Here is an 18,872-nt window from a genome sequence, read left to right as displayed (position 1 = left end):
AAGAAAAAAACTTGTTATCCCATGATCCTTTTTATCATTTTTAGCCCGTTTTTAGCAGAGGGATAACGAAATGCAAAATCGAATTTCGTTGTTTGTTTCACAATGCTTTTCTGATGAGAAAATGCTTCAAAGCTCGCTTGACCATGATAGCTTCCAGTACCGCTTGAACCAACACCACCAAATGGTAGATAAGGTGAGACGATATGCATTAACGTGTCGTTCATACATCCGCCTCCAAAAGAAATAGAAGAAGTGATCAAATCTTGCATTTTTTCAGATTCCGAGAAAAAATAAAGAGCAAGTGGCTTTGGACGTCTGCGTACATCATCAATCACAGTATAAATATCTGTGAATTCAAGAACAGGAAGGATCGGACCAAAGATTTCTTCTTGCATGACAGGATCTTCCCAAGACACATTATCCATAATTGTTGGAGCAATGACACGTTCCTTTTCTTTATGTTGCCCACCTATTAATACGTCACCATCATTTAGGAATTCTTTTAATCTTTGGAAATGACGATCACTTACGATGTGACCGTATTTCTCATCAGACAATGGATCTTCTCCGTAGAATTCAACCAAAACTTGAGCCATTTGTTCTAACAATGCTTTCTTTACATCACGATGAACGTATAAATAGTCTGGAGCGATACACGTTTGTCCAGCATTTGTGAATTTACCCCACATGATTCGTTTAGCAGCCAAGTTTAAATTAGCATCTTTATTTACTATGGCCGGACTCTTTCCGCCAAGTTCAAGCGTTACCGGTATAAGTTGTTTAGCCGCAGCCTCCATCACAACTTTTCCGACTGGAACACTTCCTGTGAAGAAAATATGATCAAACGATTGCTTTAATAACTCCGTACTCGTATCTACGCCACCTTCAACGACAGCAATATACTTTCGCGGAAAGACTTCTCGAATCATTTTGGCAATCACAGCAGACACTGCGGGGGTTAGTTCCGATGGCTTTAAAACGGCACAGTTACCCGCTGCAATGGCACCAACAAGAGGGGCAATCTGCAGCTGGAATGGATAATTCCAAGGAGCAATAATTAATGTAACGCCATACGGCTCTCGATGAACATAACTTTTAGAACCAAGATGAGTGACAGGCGACTTCGCTCTCTCAGGACTCATCCACTCCTTTAAATGCTTTAGCGTAAACTTTATTTCTTCAAGCAGAAAACCAATTTCAGTTGTATAAGCTTCCCACTCTGATTTATGAAGATCTTCCTTAAGTGCTTTTAATACTTCAGGTTCATATTCTTTAATGACTTTTCTTAATGTCTCTAGCTTTTGTTTTCTGAAAGCATACGATTTCGTTTCCCCATTATAATAATACTCTCTTTGTGTTCTTACTATTTCTTCTATCACTTCCATCGTATCATCTCCTCAGGCAAGTCGTTTTATTGTTCTTAAGTTTAAACTTTTGAACATAAGGTGTCAAATCAAGACACTCCTAATGTTTAAATATCTCATTCATAGGGGAGAAAACTGTATAAAACGATTTACTAAAATCAAAACTATAGGATGCAACCAATAAGGAGGCTATTACCATCGAAACATTAGGTCACCATATTATCGCTGAAATGTGGAACTGTAACAAAGAGAAATTAAACGATTTAGTCTATATAGAAGAAACCTTTGCTAGTGCAGCACTTGAAGCTGGAGCCGAAATTAGAGACGTAGTCTTCCACCCGTTCGAGCCCCAGGGAATTAGTGGCGCCGTTATTATTGCTGAATCTCACCTTACCATTCATAGTTTTCCTGAACACGGATATGCTTCAGTAGATGTCTATACTTGCGGGGACAAAATTGACCCTTCAGACGCAACCAATGCTATTGCAAGAGCACTTGAAGCGAAGAAGATACACACAGTAAAAATTCCTCGTGGAACTGGAGAAATCACTGTGAATGAAGTTGAAAAAAGCGGCGTCGAAGCAAAGTAGAACGATCAAGAGCGGATGCATATCGTGCATCCGCTCTGTCTTTCACTCCTGATTCAACAATTGTCTGTAATGGGCAAGGGCAAGGAGCGGCCAGATCATTTTATAACTGTGATAGTGAACGTAAAAGCCACCTGGTAATCCTGCTCCTGTTGGATAAGTGAGTTCTTTATTTTCAAAAGCACCTTTCGTAAGATACTCTACTCCTTTATGAAGTGCATCACATTTATCTCCACAAATTGTTAAAGCATCAACTGACCAAGCGGTTTGGGAAGGTGTACTATAGCTAAGAGAAATATACTTTTTTTGTTCATCACTTTTACATGATTCTCCCCATCCACCATCTTCCTGCTGAATCTTTTTAAGAAATTCTAAACCCTTACTGATTGCAGGAAATGACGCACTATACCCCGCTGCCTTCAGTCCAGTTACAGCTGCCCATGTACCGTAAACATAGCAAATCCCCCACCTTCCGCACCATGAACCATCACTCTCCTGGTTGCTAACAAGCCACTTTACTCCTCTTACTACTGATGGATGATTATGTTGTAACCCAGCGAAGTTACATAGAAATTCGACAGTTCTTCCGGTAAGATCGGCTGACGAATCATCAGGAAAAGAAGATTGCGCTCCATCGATCGGTAGATCTTTCAATAGAAGAGCTTTACGGTCTGTTTCAAATGCGGGCCATCCCCCATCCTTATTTTGCATCGCAAGTATCCAGTTCACTCCTCGCTGCCAGCTATTTGAGGAAGAAGCATGTTTCATTGCTCTCAGGGCAGCTGTCGTATCATCTACATCTGGATGAATACTGTTTCCTTCACTAAATCCCCATCCCCCAGGAATAATATTCTGTTTTGCCATCGCCCAGTCTCCAAACTTTGTGTGTTGATTTCTTCCTAAATATTCACTTGCCTTCATAATGATAGGATCAACACTTGAAAGTCCTGCTTCTTGGAGCGTATGCGTTATTAGAGCAGTATCCCAAATTGTAGAGGGAGAGTTTTGAATATGATTCTCTGACAAACACAACATCCCCTTCAAACCATCTATAGCACGTAGAATAACCGGAGACTGTTTTTCATAACCAAGGGCGAGCATGGCATAAATCATGAAAAATGTGGCAGTAGCATAATTTAATAACGTTCCATCACTTTCAATTCGCTGTAACATATATTGTTCAGCTCTCTTTCTTGCTTTGAACAACTGATTATCTGGAAATTGAACTATGGAATCCCAAAATGATTTGATAGCGTCTGAAAAAACGCGTTCTTCATTTAATAAATGAGCGAGATCAGGTGTCCAGCTCGTCTTAATCGAATAGCGTAGATCCTGACATAAGATGATCGGCGCAAAATGAAGGCGGGCATAGGAGCTTAAATCAAAGAAAGAAACCGGAGAGGAACCAGGTATTAGCATAAATAACATCGGAAAATGGAAAAGCTGTGGCCATTCCAGGTGACCATTTAATGCTAGAAAAACTTTAGTCATTGAATCCGTTTTCTCTATCCCTCCCCACTTTTGGATATACCGCTCAGCTTTCTTCATCTGAGTATGCTCCCGCTCTATTTTCCCCGAATAAAGGAGGCTATGATACGCCTGAACTGTAGCCGAAAGATTCCCTTCATCATCTTCAAATAACTTCCAATACCCGCCCCTTGACTGATTCATCAGCAAACGATGGACAAGCTGATCCACTAATGTTTCTTCTTTCAATCCAAGTGTTCTTATGAGCACAATCATAACTGCATCAGTTAGAAGGCTATTCTCAAAACAGTAATGAAATGAGCCATTCTTCTCCTGGTGACTTACTGCTTCTTTTACTAATTCATCTATTCTCTCATTCACTCTCTTCATATCCATAACGGTACCCCCTGAATTTAGCTACCGTATTCTATTCACGAAATCTTTTGGCGATTCAAACTAAAAACTATTGTAAATTTTTTGAAACTTGTGTAAAATTCAAACGTATGTAAGGAATAAGGAGTGATTGAATGAAAAAATTTGGGCTTCCCATACTAACTGGCCTCGTTATTTTGTTATTAATTTTTCTCCATCAGCTGTCAATTCTTCAAGAAAAACCCGACGAAGAATGGAGTAGAACAATTGATTTAGACGTAGCAGCTGAGGATAGTGAAATGTTTGTGGAACATGAAGAAGAAGAAAGTACGTTATATTTCAGCGGCGATCCTGTGCGAAAAATCGTCGTTAACGAACAGCTTGAAACATCCTCAGAAAATCTCGAGTATGCTATTCCTGAAGGGTACTCTTTCTATGTTGATGATAAACAAGCCATTTACAAAAAAAAGGATGAAATTATCTATGCTCGAAATGGAGAAGAGCAATCCATCCTGAATAAGATTGAAGGTATAAATGCATCAAATGATGGGGTTATAGCCTGGTCACGCCACACGGTTTACTCCATTTCTCCAGAAGGAAAAATTGATTCAGAAACGGAGTTACCTCAATACATAAAAGGTGGAACCTTTGCAGAAAATGGGCAGTTATTTCTTTATGTTCAATCAGAAGATACAAATCAATTTTTAACACTTGATCCAGGCAAAGAACCAGTTATTATTCACGAAACCCCTCTCTCGTCCGGAGAATTATACAGCAATCTCCAGATGATTCAAGTAGATGAAACCGTGACGTTTACATATACAGTTAGTGCAACAAGACAGGGAACAAGAGTGATAAACACTTACTTCGGCGAAAGTATTGGTGGAGAAGAGGCTACAGTTAACCTATTGAAAATCACTAATGTTGAAACAGGAGATAGCTTCCCAAGGCCTAACTATTTCTCATTAACTAAAGTAGATGGAAAACCTCATCTGTTGTTTAGTGCAGAGGGCGAAATATCTCCGAAGCGTTCTGTTATAAGTATTTATGAAGCATCGCGCCAAGATGGAGAATGGTTGGCTTCTAGAAGAAGTACAAGTGAGGAACTTTCGATACGACCTGTTTCAATTACAGATCAATCGCTAGTTTGGATGGACCAAGAAGACAATGGCCTGGTTTTACATGGGGCATCTACTGATTCAACCGTAATTGAGAGCAGTATTGAAACGTCAAAAGATGATCTGAAATTCGCTCTTTATTATACATTCACAGCAATTGTAGGTATGTTCGCAATGCTAGCTTTTTCCTTTGGTTTTCTGATTCTACCGGCAGTTGCTTTAATGTACTTATATTTTGCAAATACAACTGCAGTTGAGCAGGATAAGAGCTGGGTAGAATGGACAATTGTCCTCCTTTGCGTTGGGTCCCAGATGATTTTCTTACCTTCGATTCTTGACGGCCCCTTTCAAAACCTTGCCCCTACCTATCTTACGTTTGAAGGAGCTCCATACGTCTGGCCAGTGATTATCTTCCTTGTCTCTTTCATCATCAGTCGAATAGGACAGGACCAAGAATGGACCATTCTTCAGCGTACTTCTTATCAGCTAGGATTAAATCTTGGAATTCTCATTTTTTTGTTAGGACCTTATATTTTATAATAATCAAAAAGAGGATGCCCGCTATAATGGGCATCCTCTTTTTATTTCGCCTGTTCAGCCGCTTTGTCGTTTACAGCGAGAATCGCCTCATGCAGAAGCTGACTGAAATCTCCCTTCCTCAGAACATCTAGTCCTGCAGCAGTAGCCCCACCTGGTGTTGTCACTTGATCACGCAATTCTCCTGCGTCTCGCCCATCTTTAAGCATTGAAGCAGATCCATAGATCATTTGCACAACAAGCTTCCTAGCTACATCAGCAGTTAATCCATAAGACGCAGCCGTTTTTTCAAGTGACTCTGCTAAGTGATAAACAAATGCTGGAGCACTTCCTGTAATTGCAGTAAGATCATGAATTTGCTTCTCAGACAACTCTTCAGACTCTCCGATAGCATCCAGAATGACCTGAAGTGCTTCACGATGATCCTCTGTAACGTGATTTCCACACGTGAATAATGAAATAGACTCACCGATATCAGCCGCTGTATTCGGCATGATCCAGGCTGTTGGACGTCCTGGAAGTGATGCTTCTAAAATAGAAGGACCAATGCCTGCAGCAACTGTAATGATAAATTGATTTGTTACTCGATCAGCTAGCTCTTTAAGAACAGTTGGATGTGCTGCTGGGGGCACTGCTAGAATGACAATATCATGCTCGGAAATGACATCCTGCCATACTCCTGTTTCAACTTCATACGTTTTTCTCAAATCATCCAATTTCTTCTGATCAGATTGATTCGTTACCGTAATTGTCCCCATATTTCCAGACTGTTTAAGTCCTGAGAAAATAGCCTCAGCCATGCGCCCAGCACCAATAAACAAGATATTAGACTTTTTCAATTATACCCCTCCTCTTTTCCAACTTAACTATACCAAACTGATGTACAATAGAAAAACGCCGGATTATAACCGGCGCTTTGATTACCAAAATTTAAACCCAGGAGACCCGGGTGGTGCATGTTCAATCATATGAACGACCGGTACTGTATAAGCCACAAGTATGAGTATTGTCGCAATGCTAAGCCATAGTCGCCAGTTTTCCAAAATAGCAGGCGTTTTCTCTGCATCTTCTGCCACTTCTCCGATCGGAAAATCTTCTTTTCCTTTTGGTGCAAAAAACGTGAGGTTCACAATAATGTAAACTAACAGCAAAATGGCAAGAAACAGGATTGATCCACCAACGGCCATCGTCACTTCATATGGAATCCACCCTAATGCATCAGGGTTATCCTGATAAGTCGTATAAGCTGTTCTCCTCGGTGCACCAAGTAAACCCACTGTATGCATGGCTCCTGACATAAAAAACATGCCAATTGCCCATAAAATTGTTTGCAAATTCGCTATGCTGTGCATTTTCCCCGTCAATACTCTTCCAGTAAGATGAGGAATTAGCCAGTAAGCAATGCCAAAGAAGGTAAGAGCCACACTTGAGGCAACGGTAAGGTGGAAATGCCCAGTTACCCAAAGCGTGTTATGCACAATCTGGTTCATTTGGTTACTTGCATTAATGATCCCACCAGCACCAGCTGGAATGAAAATCAACATTCCGACCATTGGCGCAAAGAACCGCGCATCTTTCCATGGTAATACTCGGAACCATCCAAAGAGACCCTTTGCCCCTTTGCGACGACCAGCGATTTCAAAAGAAGCGAATAGTGAGAAGGCCGTCATGAGTGAAGGAACAATAACCATAAACGTTAACACAACCTGTAGAAATTTCCAAAAAGGAGAAATACCAGATTCGAGTAACTGATGATGAAATCCTACCGGTATCGAAAATAGCAAGAAAAGGACGAAAGACAAACGCGCTAAAGAATCACTGAAAATTTTACCACCTATAATTTCGGGTATAATAACGTACCAACAGACGTAGGCAGGTAATAACCAAAAATAAACGAGCGGATGACCAAAATACCAGAAAAGCGTACGACTTAGAAGAATATTAATTTCATCCACCCAGCCGAACGACCATGGAATAAACTGAAAGATAACTGAAACAGCAACACCAATAGTAGCGACAAACCAAAGCACCATCGTCATCACAGCCATGAAGCTAAATAATGGAGATAGCTTCTCATGAGAAACTTTTTTCCAAATGTAGTACTGATGACACATCGCACCGCCCGCTAACCATGTTCCGATAATAAACAACGTTAATCCAATATAAAACCATGGAGACGCTTTTAACGGGGCATAGAAAGTATACAGAACCGTTCCCTCATTTAATAAAACCATAACAGTTGTAAGAACCGTTCCAATCGTCATTATGATATATCCCAGCCACGCCATACGGTATGGTTGGTCATAGAACTTCCCCATTGTTCTGCTCATGCCGGCATAAAAGAACCCAATAATAAAATAAGTTGTAAAAATAAGTGCGAGCAAGATCCCGTGTGCAGTCAAAAGCTGATAATACCCTATTCCTGCTGGTAACTGGATTGTTCCACTTCTTACTAACGTTTGTAGTAATCCTGCAATACCACCTAATAGAACAGATACAAAGGCAATTAACAAATGAGCCATACTGAGTTTTGCATCATTTCGATCTACTATAGAATGACTCATTTTGTCACCTCCAGAGGTACACCCATTGCCTGATGTCCTACCCCGCAATATTCATTACATAAAATCAGGAATTGTCCAGCCTCATCAAATGTATGTGTAATGGTATTCACGTGCCCAGGTGTAATCATCATATTGACATTCGTCTTTGGGATTTGAAATCCATGAACAACGTCTTTACTAGTAACTTTAAAATGAACGGTAGCCCCTTCAGGTATTTTCAGCTCATCATTTGATTGAAAAGTGAAGGCTTGAGCAACTAAAACCGCTTCATATTCATTCTCACCTATTTTCTTTAAACCAGGTTGATCAAAGGGCGCGGTTACATCTACTTTTGTTGGATCAAGAATATCGTTATCACTCGGTGGCGTATGCCCCATTGCGAAAGCGTTCACACCAATGACTAAAAGAAAAAGAATAAGTGTCCCGCTCCCAATCATAAGCCAAAGTCTTTCTAATTTGTGCATGTGCATCTCTTTTCCCCCTTTCTAAAGACGAACCATATATAGCCAGTACACCCCAAACCAGGATAATAGAATAAAGCCACCAAGTAACATTACTGCGACCATCGTTCCTTTCAGGTTTGGTCCTCCCTTATTTATTACAACTTTTCTCGCTGTTTCTTTCTTCTCCTCAAGAGCCCCCATCACTCATCCTCCTTTATACTTCACTATAGGTTTATTGTATGAGAATACAGATTCCTAATCTGTGACTAAACTCACTAAACAAGAGAACATTCACGAGTTAGCCAATATATCTGAATTTAGCCATTATTTATCGATTTTGGCGAATATCCTCTTCCACAACCTCCGCACGCCATCACGATCAAGTCAAAAAAAGAGTTCAGGATTAAAACTCCTGAACTCTCACGCCTTATAACCTGCATATGTTTTTTGGACAGCCTTCGCAATGACATATGGCTTTCAATTTATCGAGATCTTCAATCAGGATTGCTCCCCCATCATAGGCTATAATCTCATCCTTCTTAAGCTGGTTGAGCATTCGATTAACCGTTTCTCGAGTTGCTCCAATCAAGTCTGCAAGCTCCGTATTTGTAAACTTCGTAGTCATACGAATACTTGGTCCTTCTTCAACCCCATAAGTATTGGCGATTCTAATCAAAGTTGAAGCGAGTGCTCCATGCTTTCCGAAAAACATCAAATCGCGTAATTTTGTTTGGGTAAAACGCTGCATATAGCCCATCCATTTCATAAATTCAATGGCAAGATCCCCATTTTGCCATAAAATTGTTTCAAGATCTTTCTGCTGGATGATACCTAGACTACAATCCGTCATGGCTTCTGCACTAAAGCTATTCTGCGCATGACTATCATCATGGAATTCTCCGAACAGATCTCCTGCTTGAAAATGATAGAGTACAAGATCTTTACCCTCATCAGAACTCTTCGTAAGTTTTACTGCTCCGCTTATCAAATAGTATATATGATTCGATTCATTGCCTTCCCAATAAATCGTTTCGCCACGCTTAACCTGCTGTTCATACATTAATTCCTCTAATTTAATAAAATTATCCTTTGAAAATGACTGTGTATTGTATCCGCCTTTATTCATAGTGGAGATGGGACAAGTAACTTTCATGATTTTCGCCTCCTATAATGTTTCTCTTAGCATCATTATAAGAGTTCCACTCCATTCTAAGTGTGATATACATCACACCTCAATCAATTTTCTCTTAAAAATGTGACATTGTTTACAGCCTAGTTTCCCCAAACCATATTACATTTAAGTTAACAAAAAAATTGGAAGGTGATGAGCATGCTAACAGGAATCATTTTAGCCGGAGGACCTAGTGATTATGTAAAAGGTCACCATAGATCCCTTCTACTACATCATAATGAGCCACAAATCTTATGTCAGATCAAAAAAATGAGTCAAATTGCAGATGAGATCATTATCGTTACAAATAATCCTAGAGAGTTACTACCACACGTCCCAACAAATATTCGCATCATTACGGACTTTTATCTAAATAGGGGACCTATAGGAGGATTGCATGCCGGACTATCTCTCGCTAGAACAGAAATAGCGTGGGTTATTGAAGTAGACACACTTTCCATTTCAACATCTATGACAAGTAAACTAATTAAAAACGTATTGTGCTATCATGCAGATGGCGCAATTCCATTGGTAGATGGGACACTTAAACCTCTACAGGGCGTCTATAGGACAAGTACAAAAGCAACCTTAACGAAGTTACTTCAACAAGAAGATACCACTCTGTCTACTTTTCTAGAAAACATTCACACCGTTTCAGTGAGCTCTAATTCAGACTATAAAATCCGACCACATCATACGCCCCAATAGACATGGTGAATTCACCATGTCTATCCTTTTGATAGGAACATGCTTTTCTCATCAAAAGGTGATAATATAACGGTGATGCAAACTAATTTCATATTAATAATATACATATGGATATGGGTGAACTTAATGAAAAAAACATCCGTTATTGTTGGAATACTTTTCTTTATTGTGGCTGGTCTCATAGTTGTGCTTTCTACACAAAATGAAACTGAACCTCAGCAGCCGTCTGAGCTGCTCACGACCTATCGGAACATCTCTCAACAAACTGAGGAGAATACAGCTATTCAGAATGCTTCCTTAACGCTTTCGGCGGTGGGAGATATACTCATTCACGACCGAGTTTATGAAAAGGCAGTAGTAGGCAATGGATTTAACTTTAATCCAATGCTTGAAGATGTTCAAAACCAATTAAAGAAAGCTGATATTACGATCGCCAATCAAGAAACCGTCATCGGCGGGACATCAATCGGCCTTTCATCTTATCCTTCTTTTAATAGTCCAACAGAAGTTGGGGACGCACTTAAAAATTCCGGAGTAGATATTGTATCGATGGCGAATAACCATACTTTAGACCGAGGAGAAAAAGCCATCCAAAATGCGATTAAACATTGGAACAAAATCGGCGTTCTTTATACAGGAAGTTATGTTTCAAAAAAAGATCGCACTATCATTAGAACGATTGAACATAATGGGATAACGCTGGCTTTTCTCTCCTATACTTACGGAACCAATGGCCTCCGCCCTCCTGGAAATAAACCTTATCTCGTGAACTACATTGATAAACAACTCATAACTCAAGATATTCAAAAAGCCAAAAAGGTAGCGGATGGGGTAGTTGTAAGCTTACACTTCGGAAATGAATATGAACGCTATCCAAACAATAACCAGCTAGAACTTAGTTCTTATGTAGCTGAAGCGGGAGCAAACCTGATTTTAGGTCATCACCCCCACGTTCTCCAGCCGTTAGAATGGATTGAAACAAACGACAAGCGCAATGTATTGGTTGCCTATTCACTAGGTAATTTTTGGTCAGGTCAAAAAGGGGATTACAAAGATATCGGAGGCATTCTTGAGGTTCAATTCGTCAAAAAGAATTTCCGAGGAAACTCTATGCTCTCAATCACTTCCCCAGCATTTACTCCGACTTATGTAGATAATGAGTATAAAGTCCACCCGCTAAGTGAAGTAAAACCTGATTTATTAAATGAAATGAATCTTCATATGAAGCAGTGGATGCCAGATTTACAGGTTCCAAAACCATAAGAAAAAAGCCCGTTATCAACGATAACGGGCTTTTTTCTACGATAGGATATATCAACCATCAACAACAAGATTATGACCATTAATATAACTTGCGTCCTCACTTGATAGAAAGTAAACCACTTTTGCGATTTCAAGAGGCGTTCCAAATGACCCTCTAGGATGTTGTTTATAGGCTTTCTGAAACCCATCCTCTGTGCCATATAACTTCCGAGCAAGAGGGGTATCAATTGGTCCTGGCGAAATAACGTTCACACGTATTTTCCGCTTCGCATAACGACTTGCCAATGATTTCGATAGTGAGACGATACCTGCCTCTGTTGCATTGTAAGCTGGAAGAGCTGCGTTGGAGGTTCTCAATGCGCTACTTAAAAAAGCATATTCCATGTATCTGGACCAACAATCCCATCTACTGATAATCCTTTTCTTTTCTGATAAGCCCTTACAGCCTTTTCAGTTGCGGGTCCAAAGATACCATCTGGGTTCACATTAACCGCTCGTTGAACGGCTTCTACATCTTTGCCACGATCGCCATTCATCACATATCGACCAGGGTAAGGTCTTACTGGAGCATTCATAGAGAACCCACCTTTTGGAGCTCGCTTCAACGCAGCAAGTGTTTTGGGACCAACAATCCCATCTTCCACTAGACCTGTTAATCGCTGAAATTTCTCAACTGCTTCCTGCGTTTCTCTTCCAAAAATACCGTCCGCCCCAAATTCACGCAGGTCCATTCCTGCACGAATGAGAAGTTCTTGAATTCTCTCAACTTCTTTCCCACGATCACCTGCACTAACAATAAGTGTGCTGGTAGTAGATTTCACCTTCCCAGGGCTACTTATTTCTTTAAAGTTTTTCCAAACACCTGTTACATCTTCAATAAAAGTCGACCATGTAATTCCATAGCGATTTAATGCATTCTCAGGATCTGTTCTACGTGTTGGATCAAGTGTTGAGTGGGCAACTATATCTGATTCAGGATCGAGTTTATATTTATCACATAAATAAGCATGGTACCAAACATAGCGGTCATAGGCCTCTATAAAGGATATACCTCCTCCCCAACAAAGTTCCACACCGATCGCTTTATCGTTCGCATCTCCGTTATAAAGGAGATTGTCCTTTTCCGTTACATAACGTACATGCCATGCTTTTTCAGTTAATGGAATGATTTCAAGAATAATTGAATCATCAATAAACGTATGAGCAGACGCTGAGATAACATTTTTAGCAAAATAGGCTCGATTTACGTATGCCGTTGAACCTGGATTACCTGTATCATGAGCGACAATAAAGCTAATTCCATCATTTTTTTCTTTTGGTCTGGACTTGCCTTTATCGATATAGTCTCTAGTAATTGTATATTTTGAATTACTTGCCATTATTTCACTCTCCCTTTCTTTTCTTCCCCCCTCCTCTCTAATATCCATCATATGTAAACAAATCTTATCTGGCTCGCTTCTTTGTGTCTTATCAAATAAAATTAGTCAGGTGCTGAGTAGCCCTGACTAATTTATTGATTCTTCGTTATCAATTAGACGATCATTCATAAACCCTTCCCAATCACTAAATTGATAAAGAGTCGGAGTGAGCACCAATTTTTCTAATATCCCTGCATATGTTTCTTTGTTGTTATCATCAATTAACGTTGATAGAGCTGTTCGAATCATTTCTGCTTCTCTACGCGTTATGTTCATTTGAAGTCCTCCTTTCCCCCTTTTACATAATTTCTCCGATAGACGTCATAATCATGTGCTTTTTTTGCCAGAATAACGATGAGGTGAACACAAAATGAACCAGGGAATGAATACAGCTTTATCAGCGATCATGCTAGCACAAGGGTTAAAAATAGTAACACATAAAGCGAAATCGGGACATTGGGATTGGCGCCCTTTCTTTCAAACGGGAGGAATGCCAAGTTCTCATTCTGCAGGTGTATCTGCTTTAGCTACTTACACAGCATTAAAAACAGGAAAAAGCTCTGTCGAAACAGCACTGGCTGTCGTATTTGGAGTGATCGTCATGTATGATGCACAGGGTATTCGACGACATACGGGCGAGATAGCTCGATTGGTCAATGACCTAGATGAAGACATCGAACTATTATCGGGGCACTATCCTGATTTATTTCACGCGAGACGAGATGTTGAATTAAATGAACTTCTAGGTCATCAGCCTGCTGAAGTGGCCGGTGGTGCTTTGCTAGGGATTGGCCTTGGGTTAATAGGTTATTTCTCGAGGAAATAATTAACAAATAAAAAGTTGACAATACTTCTCAAGCGTGTATAATGTGTAGTTGGGGTAACAAAAACCCGATATTAACAACTAGCTCCTTTAAAATAAGGAGAACTAAAATTCATAACTGGAAAGGTATGAACAGCATGATTCTAATTGGCTTGTATCAAGTTAATGGCCATACTACAATTGCTGTTGATCCTCCTCACTCACACTGGCGCGGCTTCGGAGCCGTAAGGATGGAAGAGAGGTAGGGCTTTCGTTGTTTGAGAGATCAACAGATCTCTATGGTATGTTTACCGCGGCAATGAAGGAGTTACTGTTAATAAATAACGATCGTTATATAAAACGTAGAAAGAGCGCATCTAAGCGATGCGCTCTTTATCAATTTATAGAGAGTTGCCTTCATCTTTTCTAACAATGATGTCGGCAATCACGCCTCCAGTATAGAAGATGGATGAAATAATTCCACTAACACCAAATGCACCTAATGCGATAATCCAGCGCATTGGATAAGGTTCTTCAATAGTTGAATAATTTGGTAAGTTTTCTCCAAGTGTAATACCAATGAATATAGCGGCCACAATACCTGCTAGTAATGTGTATACTGACATTTTTCTAAGTAAATATCCGTTCACGTTCATTACCTCCTTCTCTCCTAATCATTCCCTCTAAATAAGCAACAAAACATGAAAGGAATCTGATCAATAGTGAAATATTGGACTGGTCATTATTTATTCCCCGGTGTTTATTGTGGTAAAACCATAGAGCTAGGTAAAGAGAGAAAGTATTGAACAACGGCTACTATGTTAAAATAAGATGAAACACTACAAAAGTGCACCAATCATGATAGTGTTAACGACATAAAGTACTGATACTACATTTAACAGAAGCCCCCTGTGGCCCACTATATACGATAATAAAGGAGTAACGATATGACAATGTTTGATCAACACCCTTTTCTTTCTGAAAACTGGCAAGCTGCCGGCTTTAGTAATTTCTCAATGGTTCAAGAACAAGCCATTCCTCGGATCTTGAACGGAGAAGACTTACTAGTTGAAGCTCCAACCGGCACTGGAAAAACACTTGCTTATCTTTTACCGATTATGCAAATGCTTGATCCAGATAAAAAAAATACACAGGCTATTATTCTTGCTCCTACGCGAGAACTCGCCATGCAGGTTTTTGAAGTTTCTCAACAATTCCTAAAGGGCAGTAACATGACAGCTGCTTCAATGATTGGGGGAGCTGCTATTAAACGACAGTTAGACAAACTTAAGAAGCACCCCCAGCTCATTGTTGGTACACCCAATAGGATTGCCGAGCTAATTGATATGAAAAAATTGAAAATGAACGAAGTAAGAACCCTTGTAGCCGATGAAGCTGATCAAGTGCTACATCCGTCTACCTTTGAAGATGTCTCCTATATTTGTCAATCTGCGCTAAGAGATTGTCAGCTCCTTTTCTTCTCTGCCACGCTCAGTGATAAAGTGCTCTTGCAGGCAAAGAAACTATCTGATAATCCTTCCGTCTTAAGCATCAAGGCTACAGCAGAAGACAAAAAAGCGATTGACCACAGTTACTATGTAACAAATCGACGAGAGAAGCCAGAATTACTGCGGAAGCTAGCTCGTAAAGACGGTGTAAAAGCGCTAGCCTTTGTTAACAACAGTAACTACCTCTCTCGATTGAAAGACATTCTTGCAACTAAGAAAATTTCATTCGATGTATTAGATAGTTCGACAAATAAGACGGAAAGAAAGAATGTATTAAATCGTTTCCGTAATGACCAAATCCAATTGCTATTAACAACTGACCTTGCTGCAAGAGGACTAGACATCGATAATATTACTCATGTTTTCCACTATGATTTATCTGAAGATGCAAGAACATACCTGCATCGCTCAGGACGAACAGGACGCATGGGGAAAGAGGGTTCAGTTGTCACGCTATTGCTCCCTGGTGAAGAAAAGTATCTTGAGAAAATTACCCAAAAGCTAGATCTTGAACTCACTAGAAAGAACGTGCCAAGACCATCTACTACTAAATCTCGTAAGCGTAATTAAGTATAATACTAAAAGCTGCCTTTCATCGATAATTATCGATGAAAGGCAGCTTTTTGAATCTATTAATCCCCATTAAACATATCGAAAAGACCTCTTGCCATACTTCCCTCGCCCTTACTTCCACCTGGCGTTTGAGGCATAGCTGCAAATACTCTGCTTGCAAGACGACTAAATGGAAGAGACTGCACCCATACTGTTCCAGGCCCTTTAAGCGTTACAAAAAACAGCCCTTCCCCACCAAATAAAGCTGTCTTTACTCCTTTAACAAACTCGATATTGTAATCCACCTCTCCAGTCATCGCCACTAAACAACCAGTATCAAGACGAAGCGTTTCCCCCATTTGAAGCTCCTTTTTGTGGATCGTTCCTCCAGCATGGACAAAAGCCATACCATCTCCCTCTAGCTTCTGCATGATGAACCCTTCTCCTCCAAAGAAACCTGTGCCTAATTTCTTCTGAAGCTCGATACCTACTGATACGCCTTTTGCTGCAGCTAGAAAAGCATCCTTTTGACAAATAATCTTCTTATCCCATTCACTTAAATCCATGGGAATAATTTTTCCGGGATAAGGTGAAGCAAAAGATACATGCTTTTTCTCTTTTCCTTCATTTGTAAAAGCCGTCATAAACAAACTCTCGCCAGTTAAAACACGTTTACCTGCACTAAATAATTTCCCCATTATCCCGCTTTGTTGACCACTTCCATCGCCAAAAATAGTCTCCATTTCAATATGATCTTCCATCATCATAAGGCTCCCTGCTTCAGCAATAACAGTTTCCCCTGGATCAAGTTCAACTTCTACAAACTGCATATCATCCCCATATAGTTTAAAATCTATTTCGTGGTTGTTCATTCACAGCTCTCCCTTTTATCATTGTGATAGCTATACGTTCTAACATAATGAAAGGTTTCGAATTCCTTACAGTAAAAAACCTGCTCCATAGGGAGACAGGCTTTTCACTCTTTACTTCGTACGGGCCATTTCTTTTTCATCCAGCGGGGATACGCGCTTTACTGTTCGGCAAACTTCTTCTATATCAAATGGTTTAGCAAAATGAGTAATTGCTCCTAGTTTCATAAATTCTTGCACGAGCTGTAATTCACCGTATGCAGTCATAAAAATAACCTGGACTTTTTCATCAAACTTCTTTAACGCCTTAAATACTTCTAATCCATCCATACCGGGCATTTTCAAATCGAGGATTACGAGATCAGGACATTCCTGCTTAAAAAGCTCAATTGCCGTCAAACCGTTTGCAGCTTGAAGTGTTTGATACCCTTCTTTCTTAAATAGTTCACCTAATAACACTCGAATGCCATACTGGTCGTCCACAATTAATATCTTCTTCATCGTATGCCCACCTTTTTTGCGATATAGTCTCAGATCATGTGACTTCCTATCATTATTGTGCATCATCTAAAGCCGATTGAAAATAACTTCGTCGAAACTAGTCACGAGATTACAAATCTCGCACATTTTCGCCCTATCGAACGTTCATTATTAAGAAATGTAAGCGCATTATAGAAGACAGACGTTCTTTTTTACCATTTTACAACTTTTTACTGATTTTTTGTTTTATTTTATGAGACAGGGGAAGAGTTTACTAGAACAAATTTAGGAGGGTATATTAAACCATGACTGGTCCTACAATCCAGACGATTAAAGAAATTGAGAACAAAGCTATGAAAGATCATCGAGAGGCTTCAGAAGCTAGAAATGTTGTAAGAGAAGCAACGAAAGTGAATTCAATCCATCCCTCATAGACTATAAGTTAACTATAAAGCTAGAAAAGCAGATAGGTGCATATGCGCCTATCTGCTTTTCTACATCAATGAAACAACCGCCGTTTGGCGGTTGTTCATTATTTATTTTATTTACGCTTGCGATAAGTTCTCTTCAGTTCCATTTCAGCTGCTTCGTCTAACGTTTCGGGATTGTCCGGATCTCTTTCAAGAGTTCTTTCTACATCACGTTCAATCACATCATCAAACGTTTCAGCACCTTCTGTTTCGACGATTATCTTTTCGATATCGCGATTAACGACTGTAGACATCGGAACTTCCGACTCGTCTAACTCTGCTGCTCGCTTGATTGAATATCCGCTTACTAATGCTTCTTCCTCTGCAGCAGGAATTTCCTTCTCACCTTTGCGATTCTTCACTTTGTCCACAATGTCATTTGATTTAGTTTTGACGGATTGAGCAAAAGCGCTCGATTTATTTTTCATGTTACCTGATACTTCTACACTTTTATCTTTTGCCTTTGTCACACTATCACTAATATCATTTCTAAGCTCTTTTCCAGCCTTTGGTGCAAGCAGGACACCAGCTGCTGCTCCTACCACACTACCTGCTATTGCCGCTATTGCCGGACCTTTAAACTGACTTTCTGACTTCACTGGATCTGTTCGATCAATACGAATCACTTCTCTAGTTGAGGATGAATATCCTTCTGGTGCTGGCTCACGTTCAACCTTCACCTCATGGTTTGATTTTGAATCTTTCATCGTTATCCTTCCTCCTTAACAGATTGAATGTTTGATTTCTTAAATCGATACTTTTCCCACATTGCCAGAGCAGTACTTCCCCAATTCGCCGCCTCCGCAGCTTTTCCCTGCTTCGACTCAACACCTTTTTCAACAGAGTGGCTTAGCTTAGAAAAAGAACGTGATAAATTTTGAAGAGAAGCTCCTGTTTCTTTAACTGACTCAAACACTGGTGAGAATTCACCAACCTTTGATTGAACTTCATCAGCAAGTACGTTTGTTTTATGCAACATCATTGTGGTTTCTTTCGATAATCCATTGATCTGCCCTTGTAAAGAATCGATCATTTCTGCTGTGTTAGAAAGAGTTTTTTCAGTAGATTTTAACACTTTAATTAAAAATACACTTAATACTGCGAACACGATTGCGATAATAGCTACTGCTACATAAAGAATAATTTCCATTACAATGCCTCCTACTTCTAATTGAATAT

22 protein-coding genes and 1 pseudogene are annotated in these 18,872 nt (G+C 39.8%); 7 read left to right on the top strand and 16 right to left on the bottom strand.

Annotated elements, in window-relative coordinates; genetic code table 11:
• Positions 1-14: 14 nt before the first annotated feature.
• Complete coding sequence (locus tag IQ283_RS05855) at positions 15-1,385, bottom strand: aldehyde dehydrogenase (RefSeq protein WP_194219175.1); 1,371 nt, start codon at positions 1,383-1,385, stop codon at positions 15-17.
• Positions 1,386-1,561: 176 nt separating this feature from the next.
• Here IQ283_RS05855 and speD point away from each other — a divergent pair, with 176 nt between their 5' ends.
• Positions 1,562-1,954, top strand: a complete 393-nt coding sequence (gene speD / locus IQ283_RS05850) for an adenosylmethionine decarboxylase (protein ID WP_194219625.1) — start codon at positions 1,562-1,564, stop codon at positions 1,952-1,954.
• Between the two features lie 42 nt (positions 1,955-1,996).
• On the opposite strand, the gene IQ283_RS05845 is transcribed toward speD, so the two are convergent.
• Positions 1,997-3,814, bottom strand: a complete 1,818-nt coding sequence (locus tag IQ283_RS05845; protein ID WP_242057256.1) for a terpene cyclase/mutase family protein — start codon at positions 3,812-3,814, stop codon at positions 1,997-1,999.
• Positions 3,815-3,945: 131 nt separating this feature from the next.
• Between IQ283_RS05845 and IQ283_RS05840 the strand changes: the two genes are divergently transcribed.
• Positions 3,946-5,448, top strand: coding sequence for a hypothetical protein (locus tag IQ283_RS05840; RefSeq protein WP_194219174.1), 1,503 nt, complete (start codon positions 3,946-3,948; stop codon positions 5,446-5,448).
• Between the two features lie 41 nt (positions 5,449-5,489).
• Here the strand turns inward: IQ283_RS05840 and proC are convergent, their stop codons facing one another.
• The 5 genes from proC to IQ283_RS05815 all read right to left on the bottom strand — a co-directional run bounded on the left by proC (position 5,490) and on the right by IQ283_RS05815 (position 9,605).
• The gene (gene proC, locus IQ283_RS05835) at positions 5,490-6,284 is read right to left on the bottom strand and encodes a pyrroline-5-carboxylate reductase (protein ID WP_194219173.1); all 795 of its coding nucleotides are present in this window, start codon (positions 6,282-6,284) and stop codon (positions 5,490-5,492) included.
• A gap of 81 nt (positions 6,285-6,365) precedes the next feature.
• A complete protein-coding gene (locus tag IQ283_RS05830) occupies positions 6,366-8,009 on the bottom strand; it encodes a b(o/a)3-type cytochrome-c oxidase subunit 1 (RefSeq protein WP_194219172.1) in 1,644 nt (547 codons plus the stop codon).
• A complete protein-coding gene (locus tag IQ283_RS05825) occupies positions 8,006-8,479 on the bottom strand; it encodes a cytochrome c oxidase subunit II (protein WP_194219171.1) in 474 nt (157 codons plus the stop codon). Before IQ283_RS05825 ends, IQ283_RS05830 begins: the two co-directional genes overlap by 4 nt.
• Positions 8,480-8,494: 15 nt before the next feature.
• On the bottom strand, positions 8,495-8,653 hold the full coding sequence (locus IQ283_RS05820; RefSeq protein ID WP_194219170.1) for a cytochrome c oxidase subunit 2A: 159 nt from the start codon (positions 8,651-8,653) through the stop codon (positions 8,495-8,497).
• 226 nt (positions 8,654-8,879) lie between these two features.
• Positions 8,880-9,605, bottom strand: a complete 726-nt coding sequence (locus tag IQ283_RS05815; RefSeq protein ID WP_242057255.1) for a Crp/Fnr family transcriptional regulator — start codon at positions 9,603-9,605, stop codon at positions 8,880-8,882.
• A 177-nt stretch (positions 9,606-9,782) separates the two neighbouring features.
• On the opposite strand from IQ283_RS05815, the gene IQ283_RS05810 reads away from it, so the two are divergent.
• Positions 9,783-10,331, top strand: coding sequence for a molybdenum cofactor guanylyltransferase (locus tag IQ283_RS05810; protein ID WP_194219169.1), 549 nt, complete (start codon positions 9,783-9,785; stop codon positions 10,329-10,331).
• Positions 10,332-10,457: 126 nt separating this feature from the next.
• On the top strand, positions 10,458-11,594 hold the full coding sequence (locus IQ283_RS05805; RefSeq protein ID WP_194219168.1) for a CapA family protein: 1,137 nt from the start codon (positions 10,458-10,460) through the stop codon (positions 11,592-11,594).
• A gap of 51 nt (positions 11,595-11,645) precedes the next feature.
• On the opposite strand, the gene IQ283_RS05800 is transcribed toward IQ283_RS05805, so the two are convergent.
• The 4 genes and pseudogenes from IQ283_RS05800 to IQ283_RS05790 all read right to left on the bottom strand — a co-directional run bounded on the left by IQ283_RS05800 (position 11,646) and on the right by IQ283_RS05790 (position 13,288).
• Positions 11,646-11,978 carry an SDR family NAD(P)-dependent oxidoreductase gene (locus tag IQ283_RS05800; protein WP_206759432.1) on the bottom strand — a complete coding sequence of 111 codons (333 nt, stop codon included), beginning with the start codon at positions 11,976-11,978 and terminating at the stop codon, positions 11,646-11,648.
• On the bottom strand, positions 11,960-12,415 hold the full coding sequence (locus IQ283_RS24090) for a peptidoglycan-binding domain-containing protein (protein WP_276511809.1): 456 nt from the start codon (positions 12,413-12,415) through the stop codon (positions 11,960-11,962). The genes IQ283_RS05800 and IQ283_RS24090 overlap by 19 nt, the downstream gene beginning before the upstream one ends.
• A gap of 21 nt (positions 12,416-12,436) precedes the next feature.
• Positions 12,437-12,973, bottom strand: a pseudogene (locus IQ283_RS24085) (peptidoglycan recognition protein family protein); the annotation flags it as partial.
• Positions 12,974-13,099: 126 nt separating this feature from the next.
• On the bottom strand, positions 13,100-13,288 hold the full coding sequence (locus IQ283_RS05790; protein ID WP_194219165.1) for a hypothetical protein: 189 nt from the start codon (positions 13,286-13,288) through the stop codon (positions 13,100-13,102).
• Between the two features lie 94 nt (positions 13,289-13,382).
• On the opposite strand from IQ283_RS05790, the gene IQ283_RS05785 reads away from it, so the two are divergent.
• Positions 13,383-13,838 carry a divergent PAP2 family protein gene (locus IQ283_RS05785; RefSeq protein WP_194219164.1) on the top strand — a complete coding sequence of 152 codons (456 nt, stop codon included), beginning with the start codon at positions 13,383-13,385 and terminating at the stop codon, positions 13,836-13,838.
• Between the two features lie 377 nt (positions 13,839-14,215).
• Here the strand turns inward: IQ283_RS05785 and IQ283_RS05780 are convergent, their stop codons facing one another.
• The gene (locus IQ283_RS05780) at positions 14,216-14,464 is read right to left on the bottom strand and encodes a hypothetical protein (protein ID WP_194219163.1); all 249 of its coding nucleotides are present in this window, start codon (positions 14,462-14,464) and stop codon (positions 14,216-14,218) included.
• A gap of 297 nt (positions 14,465-14,761) precedes the next feature.
• On the opposite strand from IQ283_RS05780, the gene IQ283_RS05775 reads away from it, so the two are divergent.
• Entirely contained in the window at positions 14,762-15,892 is a 1,131-nt protein-coding gene (locus IQ283_RS05775) for a DEAD/DEAH box helicase (protein ID WP_194219162.1), read from the top strand.
• Positions 15,893-15,954: 62 nt separating this feature from the next.
• Here the strand turns inward: IQ283_RS05775 and IQ283_RS05770 are convergent, their stop codons facing one another.
• The gene (locus IQ283_RS05770; RefSeq protein WP_194219161.1) at positions 15,955-16,746 is read right to left on the bottom strand and encodes a TIGR00266 family protein; all 792 of its coding nucleotides are present in this window, start codon (positions 16,744-16,746) and stop codon (positions 15,955-15,957) included.
• Positions 16,747-16,857: 111 nt separating this feature from the next.
• Complete coding sequence (locus IQ283_RS05765) at positions 16,858-17,244, bottom strand: response regulator (RefSeq protein WP_194219160.1); 387 nt, start codon at positions 17,242-17,244, stop codon at positions 16,858-16,860.
• A gap of 284 nt (positions 17,245-17,528) precedes the next feature.
• Here IQ283_RS05765 and IQ283_RS24250 point away from each other — a divergent pair, with 284 nt between their 5' ends.
• The gene (locus tag IQ283_RS24250; RefSeq protein ID WP_255622845.1) at positions 17,529-17,657 is read left to right on the top strand and encodes a hypothetical protein; all 129 of its coding nucleotides are present in this window, start codon (positions 17,529-17,531) and stop codon (positions 17,655-17,657) included.
• Positions 17,658-17,764: 107 nt separating this feature from the next.
• On the opposite strand, the gene IQ283_RS05760 is transcribed toward IQ283_RS24250, so the two are convergent.
• Positions 17,765-18,400: a YtxH domain-containing protein gene (locus IQ283_RS05760; protein ID WP_194219159.1), complete on the bottom strand. Its 636-nt coding sequence runs from the start codon at positions 18,398-18,400 to the stop codon at positions 17,765-17,767.
• Between the two features lie 2 nt (positions 18,401-18,402).
• Complete coding sequence (locus IQ283_RS05755) at positions 18,403-18,843, bottom strand: DUF948 domain-containing protein (RefSeq protein WP_194219158.1); 441 nt, start codon at positions 18,841-18,843, stop codon at positions 18,403-18,405.
• Positions 18,844-18,872: the final 29 nt, after the last annotated feature.

The organism is Pseudalkalibacillus hwajinpoensis, assembly GCF_015234585.1.
In the GTDB taxonomy this organism is placed as follows: Bacteria; Bacillota; Bacilli; order Bacillales; family Guptibacillaceae; genus Guptibacillus; species Guptibacillus hwajinpoensis_B.
This window is presented reverse-complemented; position numbering and strand designations above follow the sequence as displayed.